Origin of the sequence: Gottfriedia acidiceleris (assembly GCF_023115465.1) — a bacterium.
GTDB classification, from domain to species: Bacteria; Bacillota; Bacilli; order Bacillales; family Bacillaceae_G; genus Gottfriedia; species Gottfriedia acidiceleris_B.
The window spans coordinates 1,591,077-1,607,469 of sequence record NZ_CP096034.1; the positions used below are offsets into that span (position 1 = coordinate 1,591,077).

General features: G+C 30.4%; 20 protein-coding genes. 16 read left to right on the plus strand and 4 right to left on the minus strand.

All coding sequences use genetic code 11. The features are described 5' to 3' along the window. Positions 1-76: 76 nt before the first annotated feature. The 4 genes from MY490_RS07530 to MY490_RS07545 all read left to right on the plus strand — a co-directional run bounded on the left by MY490_RS07530 (position 77) and on the right by MY490_RS07545 (position 4,800). A complete protein-coding gene (locus tag MY490_RS07530; RefSeq protein WP_248268664.1) occupies positions 77-280 on the plus strand; it encodes a YqgQ family protein in 204 nt (67 codons plus the stop codon). Between the two features lie 59 nt (positions 281-339). Continuing rightward, positions 340-1,311, plus strand: a complete 972-nt coding sequence (locus MY490_RS07535; RefSeq protein WP_248268665.1) for an ROK family glucokinase — start codon at positions 340-342, stop codon at positions 1,309-1,311. Between the two features lie 297 nt (positions 1,312-1,608). Further along, entirely contained in the window at positions 1,609-3,501 is a 1,893-nt protein-coding gene (locus MY490_RS07540; protein WP_248268666.1) for an LTA synthase family protein, read from the plus strand. A 363-nt stretch (positions 3,502-3,864) separates the two neighbouring features. After that, positions 3,865-4,800, plus strand: a complete 936-nt coding sequence (locus MY490_RS07545) for a M14 family metallopeptidase (RefSeq protein WP_248268667.1) — start codon at positions 3,865-3,867, stop codon at positions 4,798-4,800. An 85-nt stretch (positions 4,801-4,885) separates the two neighbouring features. On the opposite strand, the gene MY490_RS07550 is transcribed toward MY490_RS07545, so the two are convergent. Further along, positions 4,886-5,062 carry a DUF2759 domain-containing protein gene (locus MY490_RS07550; RefSeq protein WP_097978526.1) on the minus strand — a complete coding sequence of 59 codons (177 nt, stop codon included), beginning with the start codon at positions 5,060-5,062 and terminating at the stop codon, positions 4,886-4,888. A 157-nt stretch (positions 5,063-5,219) separates the two neighbouring features. On the opposite strand from MY490_RS07550, the gene MY490_RS07555 reads away from it, so the two are divergent. After that, complete coding sequence (locus MY490_RS07555) at positions 5,220-5,846, plus strand: MBL fold metallo-hydrolase (protein WP_248268668.1); 627 nt, start codon at positions 5,220-5,222, stop codon at positions 5,844-5,846. Between the two features lie 11 nt (positions 5,847-5,857). Next, complete coding sequence (locus tag MY490_RS07560) at positions 5,858-6,988, plus strand: SAM-dependent methyltransferase (RefSeq protein WP_248268669.1); 1,131 nt, start codon at positions 5,858-5,860, stop codon at positions 6,986-6,988. Positions 6,989-7,017: 29 nt separating this feature from the next. On the opposite strand, the gene MY490_RS07565 is transcribed toward MY490_RS07560, so the two are convergent. Beyond that, positions 7,018-7,260: a DUF2626 domain-containing protein gene (locus tag MY490_RS07565; protein WP_056475051.1), complete on the minus strand. Its 243-nt coding sequence runs from the start codon at positions 7,258-7,260 to the stop codon at positions 7,018-7,020. 349 nt (positions 7,261-7,609) lie between these two features. Here MY490_RS07565 and comGA point away from each other — a divergent pair, with 349 nt between their 5' ends. The 9 genes from comGA to MY490_RS07610 are packed head-to-tail and all read left to right on the plus strand — an operon-like array spanning position 7,610 to position 12,328. Beyond that, the gene (gene comGA / locus MY490_RS07570; RefSeq protein WP_248268670.1) at positions 7,610-8,671 is read left to right on the plus strand and encodes a competence type IV pilus ATPase ComGA; all 1,062 of its coding nucleotides are present in this window, start codon (positions 7,610-7,612) and stop codon (positions 8,669-8,671) included. After that, positions 8,664-9,707 (plus strand): competence type IV pilus assembly protein ComGB, encoded by a 1,044-nt coding sequence (comGB, locus tag MY490_RS07575; protein ID WP_248268671.1) that lies wholly within the window; start codon positions 8,664-8,666, stop codon positions 9,705-9,707. The genes comGA and comGB overlap by 8 nt, the downstream gene beginning before the upstream one ends. Before the next feature lie 11 nt (positions 9,708-9,718). After that, entirely contained in the window at positions 9,719-10,015 is a 297-nt protein-coding gene (gene comGC, locus MY490_RS07580; RefSeq protein ID WP_098233287.1) for a competence type IV pilus major pilin ComGC, read from the plus strand. Continuing rightward, positions 9,981-10,454 (plus strand): competence type IV pilus minor pilin ComGD, encoded by a 474-nt coding sequence (comGD, locus tag MY490_RS07585; protein WP_248268672.1) that lies wholly within the window; start codon positions 9,981-9,983, stop codon positions 10,452-10,454. The genes comGC and comGD overlap by 35 nt, the downstream gene beginning before the upstream one ends. Continuing rightward, positions 10,441-10,770, plus strand: coding sequence for a hypothetical protein (locus tag MY490_RS07590; RefSeq protein ID WP_248268673.1), 330 nt, complete (start codon positions 10,441-10,443; stop codon positions 10,768-10,770). Before comGD ends, MY490_RS07590 begins: the two co-directional genes overlap by 14 nt. Further along, positions 10,751-11,185, plus strand: coding sequence for a competence type IV pilus minor pilin ComGF (comGF, locus tag MY490_RS07595; RefSeq protein ID WP_248268674.1), 435 nt, complete (start codon positions 10,751-10,753; stop codon positions 11,183-11,185). Before MY490_RS07590 ends, comGF begins: the two co-directional genes overlap by 20 nt. Then, entirely contained in the window at positions 11,154-11,558 is a 405-nt protein-coding gene (locus MY490_RS07600; RefSeq protein ID WP_248268675.1) for a hypothetical protein, read from the plus strand. The genes comGF and MY490_RS07600 overlap by 32 nt, the downstream gene beginning before the upstream one ends. A gap of 13 nt (positions 11,559-11,571) precedes the next feature. Beyond that, on the plus strand, positions 11,572-12,096 hold the full coding sequence (locus tag MY490_RS07605) for a shikimate kinase (RefSeq protein WP_248268676.1): 525 nt from the start codon (positions 11,572-11,574) through the stop codon (positions 12,094-12,096). A gap of 22 nt (positions 12,097-12,118) precedes the next feature. Continuing rightward, positions 12,119-12,328 (plus strand): YqzE family protein, encoded by a 210-nt coding sequence (locus MY490_RS07610; RefSeq protein ID WP_069034113.1) that lies wholly within the window; start codon positions 12,119-12,121, stop codon positions 12,326-12,328. A 122-nt stretch (positions 12,329-12,450) separates the two neighbouring features. On the opposite strand, the gene MY490_RS07615 is transcribed toward MY490_RS07610, so the two are convergent. After that, entirely contained in the window at positions 12,451-13,257 is an 807-nt protein-coding gene (locus tag MY490_RS07615; RefSeq protein ID WP_248268677.1) for a YqhG family protein, read from the minus strand. Continuing rightward, positions 13,244-14,929, minus strand: coding sequence for a DEAD/DEAH box helicase (locus tag MY490_RS07620; protein ID WP_248268678.1), 1,686 nt, complete (start codon positions 14,927-14,929; stop codon positions 13,244-13,246). Before MY490_RS07620 ends, MY490_RS07615 begins: the two co-directional genes overlap by 14 nt. A 357-nt stretch (positions 14,930-15,286) precedes the next feature. Here MY490_RS07620 and gcvT point away from each other — a divergent pair, with 357 nt between their 5' ends. After that, positions 15,287-16,390 carry a glycine cleavage system aminomethyltransferase GcvT gene (gene gcvT / locus MY490_RS07625; RefSeq protein ID WP_248268679.1) on the plus strand — a complete coding sequence of 368 codons (1,104 nt, stop codon included), beginning with the start codon at positions 15,287-15,289 and terminating at the stop codon, positions 16,388-16,390. Positions 16,391-16,393: the final 3 nt, after the last annotated feature.

Genomic DNA, 16,393 nt, shown 5'->3' on the forward strand with positions numbered 1-16,393 from the left:
ATTTCACATTGACGAGTAATCGTTTCCAACTTATACTTATTACATGTTTAGAAAGATAAAATAATAGGAGTTAAGTATGAAATCCGTATATGATATTCAACAATTTCTAAAGAGTTATGGCACCATTATTTATACAGGTGATCGATTAGCTGACTTGATGTTAATGCAAGATGAGCTAAAAGAATTATTTTTAGCGAATATACTTGAAAGTAAAGATTTACAAATTGCTACCATGATCTTAAAAAAAGAAATGGATGAAATAAAAAATAAAACGGTTTAATGAAATCGTTTTTTTTAGAATCTATTGCAAACGATTTCACTGCGAAGGGAGAAGACTTTATGGCTAAAATGATTGTAGGTGTAGATTTAGGTGGTACAAGCATTAAATTGGCATTATTAACAAATAACGGGGAATTCATCGATAAATGGGAAGTACCAACGGATAAATCTGATAGTGGTAAGCATATTCCTAAAACAATTACAATTGCAATTGAAGAAAAGCTTAAACAGATGGATAAAACAAAGGAAGATATCGCTGGAATCGGTATTGGAGCTCCAGGATCGGTTCGATTAGAAGATGGACTTATATTTGCAGCAGTAAATTTAGGTTGGGTTAATTTTCCTTTAAAAGAAATTCTAGAAAAGGAATCAGGTATTCCTGTAATCGTTGATAATGATGCAAATATAGCAGCTGTTGGCGAAATGTGGAAAGGTGCTGGAAATGGAGCAAAAGATGTAGTAATGGTTACCCTTGGAACAGGAGTCGGCGGAGGCGTAATTGTAAATGGTGACGTTGCACATGGAATTAGTGGATCTGCTGGTGAAATTGGCCATATCACAGTACAACTTGAAAATGGAGTATTATGTAACTGTGGAAAAAGAGGATGCTTAGAAACTATTTCTTCAGCAACAGGTATTGCAAGAATAGCAAACGAGAAGTTACAAAATACGACAAAAGAGACGGTTTTAAAAGAAGTGTCGAATGATTCACCAATTACAGCAAAGGATGTTTTTGAAGCTTATGCCACTGGTGATGAAGTTGCAGAAGAAATCGTAAATCATGTAATGAGATATCTAGCTTTAGTTTTAGCCGGAGTTGGAAATACTTTAAATCCTGAAAATATTATAATTGGTGGCGGTGTATCAAATGCAGGTGAACTGTTATTGAAACCTCTAAAGAAATATTTTGACGAATTTGCTTTCACAACAGTGCGAGATTCGACAAAACTTTCAATTGCAAAATTAGGGAACGATGCAGGAGCAATTGGTGCAGCATATTTAGTAAAAAAATTTATTACTAATGAAATTTAACTTAAATTTAAGGTACTTCTAATTGAAGTACCTTATTATGTTTATTGTATTGAATTGAAAAAAAAATTAGTTATTTGACGACGGAACTAGTTTATGATAAATTGAATGACGTTAGAAAAAACCTAAGGTACGTCAAATAATTTATTTAGATCCATACATTTAGTAGCTAATAATTGTATGAATCATTCCAAAAATTCTTGGTATAAAAATGCCAATAAAATAGATATGTGAATTGACAAACATTGTTTTATAATAGATAAAATAGATTAATAGTCTAAACAAGAGGAGGAACAGAATATGTGGAAAAAGTTTATTAAAAACTTTGGATTCCCGTTACTTGCTGTATTCCTTTTATGGATTAAAGCAACGATTCTTAGCCAATTTTATTTTGATTTAGAAATTGAAAATTCAATGCAAGAATTTATTTTGATAATTGCTCCTATATCTTCATTATTAATATTTATAGGTATAGCTCTTTTTGCAAAAGGACCAAAACGAAATAGAGCAGTTATTTGGATTACTATAATCATGTCCTTTATTTTAGTAGCTGATACAGCTTATTATTCATTCTTTGACGATTTTGTAACAATTCCAGTTTTATTTATGACTCGAAACTTTGGGGATTTAGGTTCAAGTGTTAAAGCAATGATTAGCTATAAAACAATCTTAGCTTTTTCTGATATTTTCATCTTAATTGCAGTTAATTATTTCTGGGGTAAAAAATTCTTTACTACTGGTAACATTAAAGGCAAAGCTAGAACAGCTTATTTCTTAGCAGCGGTTGCTATTTTCTTAGTTAACCTTGGTTTAGCAGAAACTGAACGCCCACAATTATTAACACGTTCTTTTGATAGAGAATACATTGTTAAATTTTTAGGATTATACAATTACCACATATATGATATGGTTATTCAATCAAAAACATCTGCTCAAAAAGCGATGGCTGATGATAGTGAATTAGCTGGAATCGAAAACTTTATTCGTGCTAACGATACAGGTGTGAATGCACAATTACATGGTAAATATAAAGGTAAAAACGTAGTAGTAGTTTCATTAGAATCATTACAAAATTTCGTAATTGGACGAAAAATTAATGGACAAGAAATTACTCCTTTCTTAAATAAATTTACGAAAGAAAGTTATTATTTTGATAATTTTTACCACCAAACTGGACAAGGTAAAACATCTGATGCTGAATTCTTAATTGATAATAGTTTATTCCCATTAGATCGTGGTGCTGTTTACTTTACAAACAGTGGTAATACGTTTACTGCAACACCAGCAATCCTTAAACAGGATCAAAATTATTACACTTCTGTAATGCATTCAAATAATAAATCGTTCTGGAACCGTGACATGATGTATCCAAGTCTTGGTTACGATCGTTATTATAATGAAGTTGACTTTAAAGTATCTGCAGCTACATCAATTGGCTGGGGACTAAAAGATAAATATTTCGTTGAACAAGCAGTAGACAAAATGGTAGCAGAGCCTAAACCGTTTTATAACCGTATGATTACACTAACTAACCATTATCCATTCGAATTAAATGATGAGGATTTAATGATTCCACGTTTAACAACTGGAGACCAAACTGTTGATAATTATGTTACAACAGTACGTTATTTAGATGAATCAATTAAACATTTCATCGAAGAAATGAAAGCAAAAGGTTTATATAATAATACAATCATTGTTATGTATGGTGACCACTATGGTATTTCTGAAAACCATAACCGTGCAATGAGTGAAGTATTAGGACAAGACATTACACCTGCAGAACATGTTAAATTACAAAAAGTACCTTTCTTTATCCACTTACCTGGACAAACTAAGGGTGAAACAGTTCATAAAGTTGCAGGTCAAATTGATGTTAAACCGACAATTTTAAACTTATTAGGTGAAAATCCAAATAAAACATCTATCAACTTTGGTAATGATATTTTCTCTCCTAAACACAAAAACTTTGTAGTTTTCCGTGATGGAACAATTGTTACTGATAAATATATTTATACTGGTGAGAAGATGTATGATCCAAATACTGGAGAAGAATTAAAAGGACAAAAACCACCTAAAGAAGACTTAGCAAAAGCAAATAAATCACTTGAGTATTCAAACTCAATTATTTATAAAGATTTACTTCGTTTCTATGAAGTTAAATATAAAAAAGCTGATACGAAGTTTGAATAAACATGAAAAGCACTTCCTTAATGGGAGTGCTTTTTTACGTTATTGAAAAACAACCTTGTCAATTAAATTACCAAATTTTCGTAAAAGGAGTAGAGTGATGTTGATTTCCACTACAGGATGCTTACCTTTAAGTGTAGCGAGGTTTTGTAGCTACCTATCACCATTGTCCCGCAAGTCTTTTAGCCCCATTTCTCAGCCATTCTGTTAATCCTCAAGAGCCCAAAACTCAACGAAGCTAAAAAGGCATTAATAATTTAATATGACTTGATAAAACGCTAAAATAATGCATTTCCTAAACGAAAGTGCTTTTCTTTATTTTAAATACATACAATTAACTAAAAAATAACTGATGAGGTGAAAATTTTGTATAAAAACAATGGGCCTTTATCATTTCATACAAGAAGATACGATTTTAATGAACTTTCAAAAGATATTAGTTTATTAATTCAAGAATTTCCTTTTCTTCGTTTAAATACGATTGGACACAGTGTTTTATATCAGCCTATTTATGAGATTCAAATTGGGAATGGACATAGAAAAGTACATTGGAATGGTTCGTTTCATGCAAATGAATGGATTACAACTTGTGTAATCATGAAAATGCTTTTTTGGATATGTAACACTTTAACAACTGAGAAGTTGCCATTTCATAAAGAATTAGTAGCTTTATTTAATGAAAATACTTTGTCGATTGTCCCTATGGTTAATCCTGATGGGGTAAATTTAGTTATAAATGGAGCTGTGGAACAAAGTGATTATATGGAATTTGTTCATAAAATTAATGAAGGATATGATGGTTTTACTGGCTGGAAAGCAAATATAAGAGGCGTTGATTTAAATAATCAATTTCCTGCACACTGGGAGTTTGAAAAAGAGAGAAAGAAACAAAAAACATTCTCTCCAAGAGATTATCCAGGAGATGCTCCTTTAACTGAACCAGAAACAATCGCTATGAGTAATTTAGCAATTGAAAGGAAGTTTGATCTTATCTTGGCCTTGCATACTCAAGGTAAAGAATTTTATTGGGGTTATGACAATCTTGAACCTCCTATCTCGGAAGTCTATGCTAATTATTTTTCTAGTATCAGTCCGTATAAGGCAGTAAAAACAATAGATAGCCATGCAGGTTATAAGGATTGGTATATACAAGATTTTCGGAAACCAGGATTTACACTTGAATTAGGTAAAGGAATAAACCCATTGCCATTATCTATGTTTGAATCCATTTTTTCAGAGACGTTTCCAATTCTGTTAGCGTCATTATTTAATTTAGAAAATATCCAATCATCTTTAAAATAAAAAAGCTGACAAAATTGTCAGCTTTTTTATTTTAGAACATGTTTTCTATATGTAGAAATTTGTTCGTTCCATAATAAAATAAATGTTATAAGTGCGCTGGTGGATAACCGTTATGTAAAATTGTCATAATGGCAAACCAAGCAAATAAAACTAATGTCACACCAGACCAAAAAACAGCTAAAAAGTTCTTATTCTTTAATGATCCTATTAATGCAGGAACACATAGAATAGCTACTAGTATAAAAATAATAACTGTACCCATTGTAAACCCCCTATAAATTTCTTCAAGCAACCCCTGTTTGCTATCACATCATTATTATTGTAAAACTTTTGTGAACAATTGTCTATTTGAAATTAAGTGCTAAAACAAAATTATGATATAGTATTATATAGATTAAAAAAGAAAGCAGGGTATGAATATGAATGTTTTACAATTACCATTAGGTCCATTACAAACTAATTGTTACATCTTAAGTAATGATATGAATGAAGCGGTTATTTTTGATCCGGGCGAGGAAGCACATGTAATCTTTAATGTTATTGAAGAAAATAAATTAAAGCCATTAGCAATCCTTTTAACCCACGCTCATTTTGATCATATTGGGGCTGTTGATGATGTGCGTGATGAATATAATATACCCGTTTATATTCATAAATATGAAGCAGATTGGCTAACAGATGGACAAAAAAATGGTTCTGAATTATTTATGAGAAATCAGTCAATTTTTGCAAGAGAAGCAGATCACTTGATTGAAAAAGAAGGTAAAATGGAAATTGGTCGATTCTTATTTTCAATTTTTGAAACTCCAGGCCATTCACCAGGAAGTGTTTCATTTTATTGTAAAGAAATAAAGACGGTATTTTCTGGTGATGCATTATTTGAAGGAAGCATTGGACGAACTGATTTACCTGGTGGGGATCACGACCAGTTGATTAGAAGTATAAAAGGGAAGCTCCTATCTTTACCGGATGATGTTGTTGTTTGCAGTGGTCATGGAGAAACTACAACGATTGGTGATGAGAAAAGATATAATCCATTTTTATAATAGGTAATATGATGAAAAACATAATTATTAATGCGATAAATAACAGCGAAAAAGGTTTTATTACATACGAACAATTTATTTCGTTAGTGCTTTATGATCATGAAAAAGGTTATTATCAAATGGCAAATGAAAAAATTGGACGAAAAGGTGATTTCTATACTACAAGCTCAGTAGGTTCAGTTTATGGAGAAGTAATTGCAGCATCATTTTGTCGGTTTGTTAAGAATAACCTAATCGAACCTTTTTTTGTTGAAGTTGGTGGTGGAAATGGCAGATTCGCATCATCCTTTCTTTCGTACTGTGAAAAAAAAGAGCCTGAAATATATCATAATTTAAATTACTATATTATTGATGCAAGCCAATATCATCGTAAATTACAAAAAGAATTATTGGCGAACCATTTGAATTGTAAATATTTCTCAGATCTATTAGAAATCGAGCAAATCAATAATGGAATGGTATTTTCAAATGAATTGTTTGATGCATTACCTGTTCGAGTAGTAGAATTTAATCAAAACGAATGGCAAGAGGTAGTAATTATAATTGATGAATTAAATAATCTGAAAGAAAATCTCGTTAAAATACAAGATGGTGATATAAGTGATTTTCTAAGAAGATACAATTTTGTTGGCAAAAACGGGCAAAGAGTTGAAATTCCTGTTGGTATGGAAAAAGTTTATGACCTTTTACAATCGAAAATTAGTAAAGGAATCATTTTAACTGTTGATTATGGTTTTACGAGGGAAGAATGGGATGCACCCCATCGAATTAAGGGAAGTTTGCGCGGTTATTATAAGCATGAAATGAAATCAAATATTCTAGAGAATTTAGGGTATATGGACATTACAACTCATATTCACTGGGATGAACTAAAAAAGTTCGGATTACTGAATAATATCGAAAATCTATACTTTTCTAATCAAAGAGATGCAATATTAGATTTTGGTATATTAAATTGGCTTATCCCACATGCTCAGTCAAATCCATTTTCAAGGGAATATAAACAAAATAGAGCAGTACAATCTTTAATCATGCCTGGAGGAATTAGCGATTCCTTCCAATGGTTATTTCAAACAAAAGGTATGTCAACAAAAGACCTTGCTAAGTTGAATGAATTGATATCATTAAATGAATACAAATAAAAAAACCAGTCATATGACTGGTTTTTCTATTATTCACTAAAGCCTGGTACTAATAAGAAAGTACTATAATATGTAAATCCAATAAAGAACACAGTTAAGTATGCGCCAAAGATATAGATGTACATACGCTCAGAAAGCTTTAGATAGCCTAATACTACGAAAAATGCTGTTTGACATGCGAAAATAAGTGCAGCTGCTGACATATGTCCAACAAAGAACATTACCGTAAATATAGCTGTCCAGAATCCTAGAACGCGGAACATTCGATCCATCCTAAATCCCCCCATAAAAAATTTCTACCCATTCATTATTATAAAATAAGAAAGTTACAATTGTAAACAATGTATTAATACAATTCTAAATTGATTCTCGAGATAATGAAAATTAACCATATCTGATATTATTTTTCTTATTTAATCATTTTCTATACATGATTTGAAAACATACTTTTTGTTTTATGTTATATATTTGATTTTCTTTTACGTTATTTCGGTAAATTAACTTTAGTTTGTAAATAAATCTTAGCAAAATTTAATATTTTCGTTTAGTTTCCTAATTATGACGATTTGATAACTGAGAGAAACAAAAATATAATTGCTCATATAAAAAGGGGGACTAAAAATGGAATCAGTAGAAACAATGGTCGAAGAACTTCTAAGAAAAGCTTGCCATTTTGGAGCATCGGATATTCATTTATTACCAAAAAAGGATGATGTACAAATTTTTTTTCGTGTTGATGGTGAGTTGAAACTTATTCAAAGAATAACTAAAGAGAAGTATAAGAGGATCATCATGCATTTGAAGTTTTTAGGAAGTATGGATATTGGAGAAATTAGACGGCCACAGACTGGAATTTTAGTTGTTAACATTAATGAAATTTTATTATCCCTTCGCTTGGCCACTTTACCAACCATTATTGATGAGTCTATGGTTATTCGTATTCATCCCCAACAAAGAATTGCTCCAATAGAAAGTCTTTCTTTATTCCCATCTACAACTCGTAAACTTTTGTCTTTATTACATCATTCACATGGCCTAATGATGTTTACTGGTCCAACAGGCTGTGGGAAAACGACAACACTCTATTCTTTATTACAGTCAGCTAAAAAAGACATTGCAAGAAATATTATCACTTTAGAGGATCCGATTGAAAGGAAATCTGATGAATATTTTCAAGTCCAAGTTAATGAAAAAGCAGGCTTAACATATGCAACTGGATTAAAGGCTATTCTTCGATCCGATCCAGATATTGTGATGGTAGGAGAGATTAGGGATGAAGAGACTGCGAAAATTGCCGTTCGGGCAGCATTGACCGGTCATTTAGTGTTAACGACAATTCATTCTAATAACACAAAAGGTGCATTATATCGAATGTTAGAGCTTGGAATTCCAAAGGAGGAATTATTTCAGGCAATGGTTGCTATCGTTTCTCAAAGATTAGTTCCAATAAAATGCCGTTTTTGTGAAGGGGAATGTGAACCAAATTGTTTTGTAAATCGAAATCACAGAAGATTAGGAGTATATGAATTGCTTTACGGTAATGCTCTAAATTCGGTTATTAATGAATTTAGAGGGATACAAGAGGAAGTTCAATTTTCTACCTTAAATGATCAACTCATTAAAGGTTATGCATTAGGTTTTATTGATAACAAACATTTGGACCGAAGTATAATCTATGGGTAAATTTTTTAATAAAAGAAAATTAACTTATATTGAACAGGCTAAGCTATTAAAAATATTAGGAGAACTTTTACAAAAGGGTTATCCTCTAATTCAAGCAATCGAATTCTTAACGATTCAATTCCCAGATGACCTAAAAGAATTGATTTATATAGCTAAAATAGCTCTGGTGGAAGGAGGATCATTCATTGATTTTGCTAAAATGCTTAGTCTTCATCAAGATGTACTCGTTTACTTGTATTATGCAGAAAAGCATGGTGATTTGTCCTTAGCGCTAGGTGAAGGCAGTTATATGCTTACAAAAAAGATTCAACATAGAGCTTACATAAGAAAAATCATGGGATATCCTATTTTTTTAATGACAATATTGTTGCTAATTTTGTTTTTGTTTAGAAATATAATCATTCCTCAATATGAAATGCTATTTTCAACATTCCATTCTAATCAGAACTCGTTTATTTTCATCTATCTACAAGTTATAAAAAGACTACCTTCAATTATGTTTTCTTCTCTATTCCTAATTGGATTGACCACCTATGGATACTTATTTGCAATTAATAAATTAAATTCAATCGAAAGGATGGATAAATTAATTCAAATACCGTTAGTTAGGAAGTATTTAATTACAATGAATACTTATGAATTTTCAATGCAGTTAAGTATATTATTACATGCTGGTTTTCCCATAGTTGATGCACTAAAAACAATGCAGAATAATGATAGTAGAACATTTATTAAAGAAAAAGCAGTAGATTTCTACAATCAATTATTAAACGGAATTTCTATGCAAGAAATATTTAAAAATGAACGTGCATTCCATAGAGATATACTATTTGTGATTGAACATGGCATGAACAATAGTACTCTTAGTAAAGAACTTGCTGATTATGCTGATTATTTAAAGGAGAGTATAGAATCTTATTTTCACCAATCGATAAAGATTATTCAGCCGATTATTTTAATCTTAATTTCTTCAAGTATTTTATCACTATATATAGCCATCTTGTTTCCTATGTTTCAATTGATGAACAATATCTAGGAGGAGTTAGTTTGAATGAAAAAGGATTTACTTTAATTGAAATGTTAATTGTTTTATTTATCATTTCACTTCTTTTATTACTAGTGATACCAAATTTAGGAAAACAGCAACAGTCGATTCAAACGAAAGGATGCTCTGCACTTCAAAAAATGGTTCAGTCAAGTGTTGAATCCTATCGTTTAGAAAATGAACAATTACCTGAGAGTTTATCAGTCTTAAAAGAACAGGGCTACATAACATCATATAAATGCAATAATAAAGTTGAATTATCGTATGACAAAGCAACTGGCTCTGTATCAATACCTTAAAAAAAGGTTGGATAATTCGTTTGGTTTTACATTTGTTGAGATGTTATTAGTCCTTTCAATAATGATATTGCTATTAATTTTACCGATTAATCAAGTTAGGAAGATTGAAGATGAACAAAAGTTAACATTATTTATTCAAATGCTTCAAAATGATATTTTTCTTGCACAAAGGAATGCAATAATAAAACAAATTCCTACTAGGATCATCTTTTATCAAAATAAATATGAAATGGAAGATAATTTACTAAATCCCCCTGTAGTCATTCGGAATTATGACAAATCAATTAGTATAACAAACCTTACTTTAAAACCTCCGTTAAGATTTAACTCCGACGGTAATATCTCAAGCTCTGGAACGATTTCAATTAAATATAAAGAAGCTGAATATATCGTTACATTTTATTTAGGAAGTGGTCGATTTAAATATGATCGGAAATGAAAAAGGATTTACATTTATTGAGGCAGTTATTTCTTTAAACTTACTAATTATTTTTTGTATTACGATCGTTCCTTCAATGTCATTATTTTTACAAAAAAAAGATAAGATAACGATTAGTAATATGGCAGATGACTTATTAACAGATATGGTTCATCTTTATTTTATGAACAGAGAAGATTTTAAAGAGGGTTTCTATACAAAGAATGGCAGAGAATTTTTAGTGAAAATAAAAGCTAGAAATAATTTAAATTCGATTTGTATTACTTGGACTGATCGAAAAAAGGAAAGTGAAATATGTGAAGAAATTACTGAATGAAAAAGGATTCACTTTACTAGAAACACTTTTTTCACTTGTTTTATTTTTAATGATTATTTCTATATCGACTTCAAGTATAAAAAGTTTTGTTAAGCGAAATTACAGTTATGAATCGGTAAATAGGTTAGAATTAGATAATTTTATAAAAGAAGTTCAAAAAGAGGCAAACAAAAGTATAAGTTTTACAGTTCATTCTGACCTTCTTCTTTTTGAAGAGTTTAATCAAGTTACGATTAGTTATCGAAAATATGCAACAATAATTCGACGTCAAAGGCTTGGATTAGGACATGAAATTGTACTTCAGAATATAAGGGATATAAAGTTTAAACTAATAAGCGAAAGGCAAATCCTAGTAAAAGTAATCGATTTAAATGGTGTGATTTATGAAAAAACTATTCGGATGTTTATCAATTAAATTTAAACTACTTGGTGAAAATGGAATGTATTTACCTTACACGATCTTTATGATAAATATTTTACTAATTTTTTTTCTTATACAAATAGATATTTTTCATTCGTTCAATACTTTTTATTCTTATACGAGAAATCAAAACAAACTAGACCGTTTACATTCACAAGTAATTTACGATTTAAAGCATGGCAATTTACCACTACAAGGAAATACAGTAAAGTATTATAATAATACAAAAATTATATTGAATACTTATTTAGTTACAAATGATGAATATCATGTAACTTTAACTAGTAATAATTCAAAAATAAAAAAATATGTAGTTCAATTTAAATATAAAAAAAGTACAAATCAAGTATCGGATTGGATTGATTAAGTTGGAGGATAAAATGGAATCAATTTATTTAGTAGGATTTATGGGGTGTGGTAAGACGACTGTTGGAAAGGAATTGGCTAAAAGAGCAAACAAAAAATTTATTGATTTAGACGAGGAAATTGTTTTTCAAACAGGCAAAAGCATACCGGAATTGTTTAATGAGTTTGGTGAAAGCGGTTTTCGCGATATAGAAACAAAAGTATTAAAAAATTTACCATCAAAAAAAATGATCGCTTCAACAGGTGGTGGAATCATTCTTCGTGATGAAAACATTGAATATATGAAAGAAACTGGCAAAATAATTTATCTTGAAACTCCAATTGAAATAATATACGAAAGAATCCATTTGGATTCTAACCGACCAAATGCTGTAAATCGAACGATTGAAGAACTAACTGAACTGTTTAAAAAGAGAGAATCACAATATAAAAAAGCAGATTATGAAGTTTCAACGACTAATTTAACACCAATTGAAATTGCGTTGGGAATCATTGACTGTTTAAATTATTCAAAAGGAGGAGATAGTAGAAATAGGTAATAAGAAAGTAAGGTGATTTCTATTGAAAACAAATGATTATGTAAAATATATGACAGAACAATTTATTAATTACATCGATCAACCAAAAGAGAAACGTGATTCAATAAAACAAGAAAAAGAAGAGCTGAAGGCCCCATTTTCAACTAACATGTTTGGAATGTTACCATTAAGTCTAGCTTTATTAATGAAAAAAGTTCAAAATCGTAAAGACAAAGAAAAGAAAAGTATTTAGTTAATAAGACTGATTTCAATTAAAGAAGTCAGTCTTTATTTTTTTTGCAATAGGAAGAAAAAAGGAAAGAGGAACAATCATAATTAGATTTCCCTCTATAACTAATCTCCACTTAAAACCCTTTAACTCAATTTATTCATTGTGTTTGGTGATAAATAAAAAAGTCCACCATTAGTTGCATCAACATGAATAATTGGTTCATAAAGTTCTTTCAGTGCATTGAATTCTACATGATAATTTTCAGGTTTTTCTTCATCGGCTTCATAAAATTGATTTAATAAATCTAAATCATGTTGCCATCTATTCCTTGCTTCTTCAGCCCATATAGTATCTTCTTTTTCAATTTTGTTTCGAAGTAATTGTTCCATTCGATTTAAACCACTTTTTGGTTTAATCAAAGGTGACATGGAATAGCAAAAATCAGGTATTTTAGAGTTGAATTGAATTTTTTCAAGTTTTGTATGAAAATCTTCAATAATTCTTCCGGAAATTAAATGAATTCCAAAAGAATATAAATAATCTTTTTTATGATCACAAATAAAAGAAACCTGGTAATTAACAGCTAACCAAGGGTGTAATGCAATTTGTTGGCCCATAGGTGCTTTTGTGTCTTCATAAAGTCTAATTGACTGTCCAAGTTCATTAACGATTGAGAAAATTTGGTGAAGGCGGGGCGACCCAAAATGAATTTGTTCACCTTTTAGATCTTCAGGTGCATTATCACTATCTGTAATCAGTGTTAACTTCATTGGATTTGGGATACCGCCTGTTTTTTCTAAATAATGCCAATAGAAAGGACGATTCATTAATTTTTTATCCATCTCAATTGTTAATTGTATTTCTAAATATGTTGGTGTTTTCTGTAGAATTTCACAATCATTATGTCTGAAAAAGTATTCGATATAATCATGGATTTCATGTTGCTGCATAACTATCACCTGCTTGTTTATGTTGCTGTAATTGAATGATGGACGTTAAATTTTCCATTTTAATTTTCATTTCTCCTTCAGTTTTGGAGTGAATAAATATTTCATTCATATGAGCCTCAAAATCTTTATAAGGAATTCGGGTTAGAATATCATCCAGTTCACCAATCACACGCTCAAATAAATTGATTTTTTCATAAAGTAGTCTTAGTATGTGTTCTTCAATTGAGCCAACAGTCGCAAAGTTAAAAATACTTACATCTTCTGTTTGTCCAAGTCGATGTATACGTCCTATTCTTTGTTCTAGCCTCATAGGATTCCAAGGAAGGTCATAATTAATCATATTTGAACAAAATTGTAAGTTAATACCTTCACCACCAGCTTCGGTTGCTATTAACACCTGTACACGATTCTTAAATAATTCTTTCATCCAATCTTTCTTACCACGTTTAAAACCACCCCGAAATGGTACAGATGTAATACCGTTTTGCTTTAATAACCATTGTAAATACAACTGTGTTGCACGATATTCAGTAAAAATAATTACTTTGTCATTTATTTTTTTTATTAGTTCAACTACTTTATTTGCTTTTGAATTAGACGTTATTTGATTTATTTGATGAAAAATTTTCTCAATGTAAGGATCGTTAATATCAATATTTTCTTTTTCAAATCTTTGAAGCATTTTTTTCATTGATACATAAACAGCTTCACGACTACTACATGCTTCTCGTTTAAATGTTAAAAAGGAGAATGCTGAGGTTACCCCAGTATATTGTGATTTCTGCCATTCATCGATTAAATCATAAAGCTTTTGTTCTTCTTCATTAAAATTAATTAATACTGTTTCGACCTTTCGCTTTGTCCACTCGATGCCTGTATCTTGTCTACGATTTCGAACCATTACTTTTCCAATTAATTCTCGTAATAAGTCTTCATGCTCTAATGAGCGGTTCTTAGCAGAAAAATATTCTTCAAAACTAGATTTATTACCTAAATGGCCAGGTTTTAATAAAGAAACTAAATGGAAAATTTCTTCTATGTTATTTTGAACGGGTGTAGCAGTCAGCAGTAAACAATATTTCTTTTTAAGATGTTGCACAAACTCATAGTTTTTTGTTTTATTATTTTTAAGTTTATGAGCTTCATCGATAATGACGAGATCATAATTGATATTTAATATTTTTTCTCGATGAGGATCTCTTTTTGCAGTATCGATTGATGATACAACAACATCACAGCTATCCCAAACATAATTCTTTTTTTGTTGTGCGATTGCTGGAATATGAAATTTTGTGTTTAATTCAAAGGTCCACTGTGATACAAGTGATGCTGGAACTAGTATAAGTACCTTATTAACCAAACCACGAATCATGTATTCTTTTAAAATTAAACCTGCCTCAACTGTTTTACCTAATCCTACTTCGTCAGCTAAAATTGCTTTTCCATTCATTTTTTCAATTACAGTCGTAGCTACATCTAGTTGATGAGGCAATGGAGTTAAATTTGGTAAATGAGTAGGAGCAATCATACCTGTAAAAGATGGAATAGCTAATTTTGTAGAAGTATGATAGGCAAGCTTATAATTCTCCCAATTTGACCATGGTCCATCATTCTCAAGCTTCTCTAAGAACTCTTCTTGCCATTCTGTATGGAATTTAATCTCAATTGACATGTAAACCTCACCTATTTCATTTTTATATTGGATAATCATGAACAATATAGTGGAATAATGGTTATAATGTTCGTTATTATATTTTTAAAAAAATTCACTTTGATATTGCTGAAACTTGTCGTTTAATGTTAGGATAATAGTGTAGAAAAAAGTAAAAATTTATTATACTTTTATTAAACAAAAAACTCTTATTGTTAAGAAAAAACAGTTAACTAATATAGTTTGATAATATTTTCTTGTTTTCTACTAGTTTTTCCGAAAATATACAAAATATGTAAATTATTTAATGGTTAGCTGGACGAACTATTAATTTAGTTTTCCATCATGCTAGCATGTAGATAAGGGGGAAATGGCTACATGACGACTTTATTACGCACACCATTGTTTGAAGATTACAAAGTATTAGGTGGTAAAACAATTGATTTTGGTGGCTGGGAGCTGCCTGTGCAATTTTCGAGCATTAAAGAAGAACACGAAGCTGTTCGTACAGCAGCTGGTTTATTTGATGTTTCTCACATGGGAGAAATTGAAGTAACTGGTAAAGATAGTCTTAAATATTTACAAAAAATGATGACAAATGATATTTCAAAATTAAATGAAGAAGGCGCATTATATACAGCAATGTGCTATGAAAATGCTGGAACGGTAGACGACTTACTAGTTTATAAGTATAACGATGAACACTATTTATTAGTTGTAAATGCGTCTAATATTGAAAAAGATTTCGCATGGTTAATTTCACATGTTGAAGGTGATGTAAAAGTAGTTAATAAAAGTAATGAAGTTGCACAGTTAGCTCTTCAAGGGCCAAAATCTGTTGCAATTTTACAACGTTTAACGAATGAGAACGTTACTGATATTAAGTATTTTACATTCAAAGATAATGTATTAATTGGTGATCTAAATGTTTTAGTTTCACGCACAGGTTACACAGGTGAAGATGGATATGAATTATACTTAGCTGCAGAAGATGCGTCTAAGCTTTGGTCTTTACTTTTAGAAGCAGGTAAGGAAGATGGTTTAAAACCATGTGGCTTAGGTGCTCGTGATACACTTCGTTTCGAAGCAGCACTAGCATTATATGGTCAAGAATTAACTAAAGACATTACTCCATTAGAAGCTGGAATCGGTTTTGCTGTGAAATTAAATAAAGAAGAAGATTTCTTCGGTAAAGAAGTTCTGAAAAATCAAAAAGAGCAAGGTGTACCTCGTAAACTTGTTGGAATTGAAATGATTGACAAAGGTATTCCAAGAACTCACTATCCTGTATATGTAAACGGGGAATTAATTGGTGAAGTAACAAGTGGTACGCAATCTCCAACATTAAAGAAAAATATTGGACTTGCATTAATCAAATCTGAATTTTCTGCTTTAGGTACTGAACTTGAAGTTGAAATTCGAAATAAAAAATTAAAAGCAGTAGTAGTTTCAAAACCATTTTACAAAAGAGAGAAGAAGTAACTA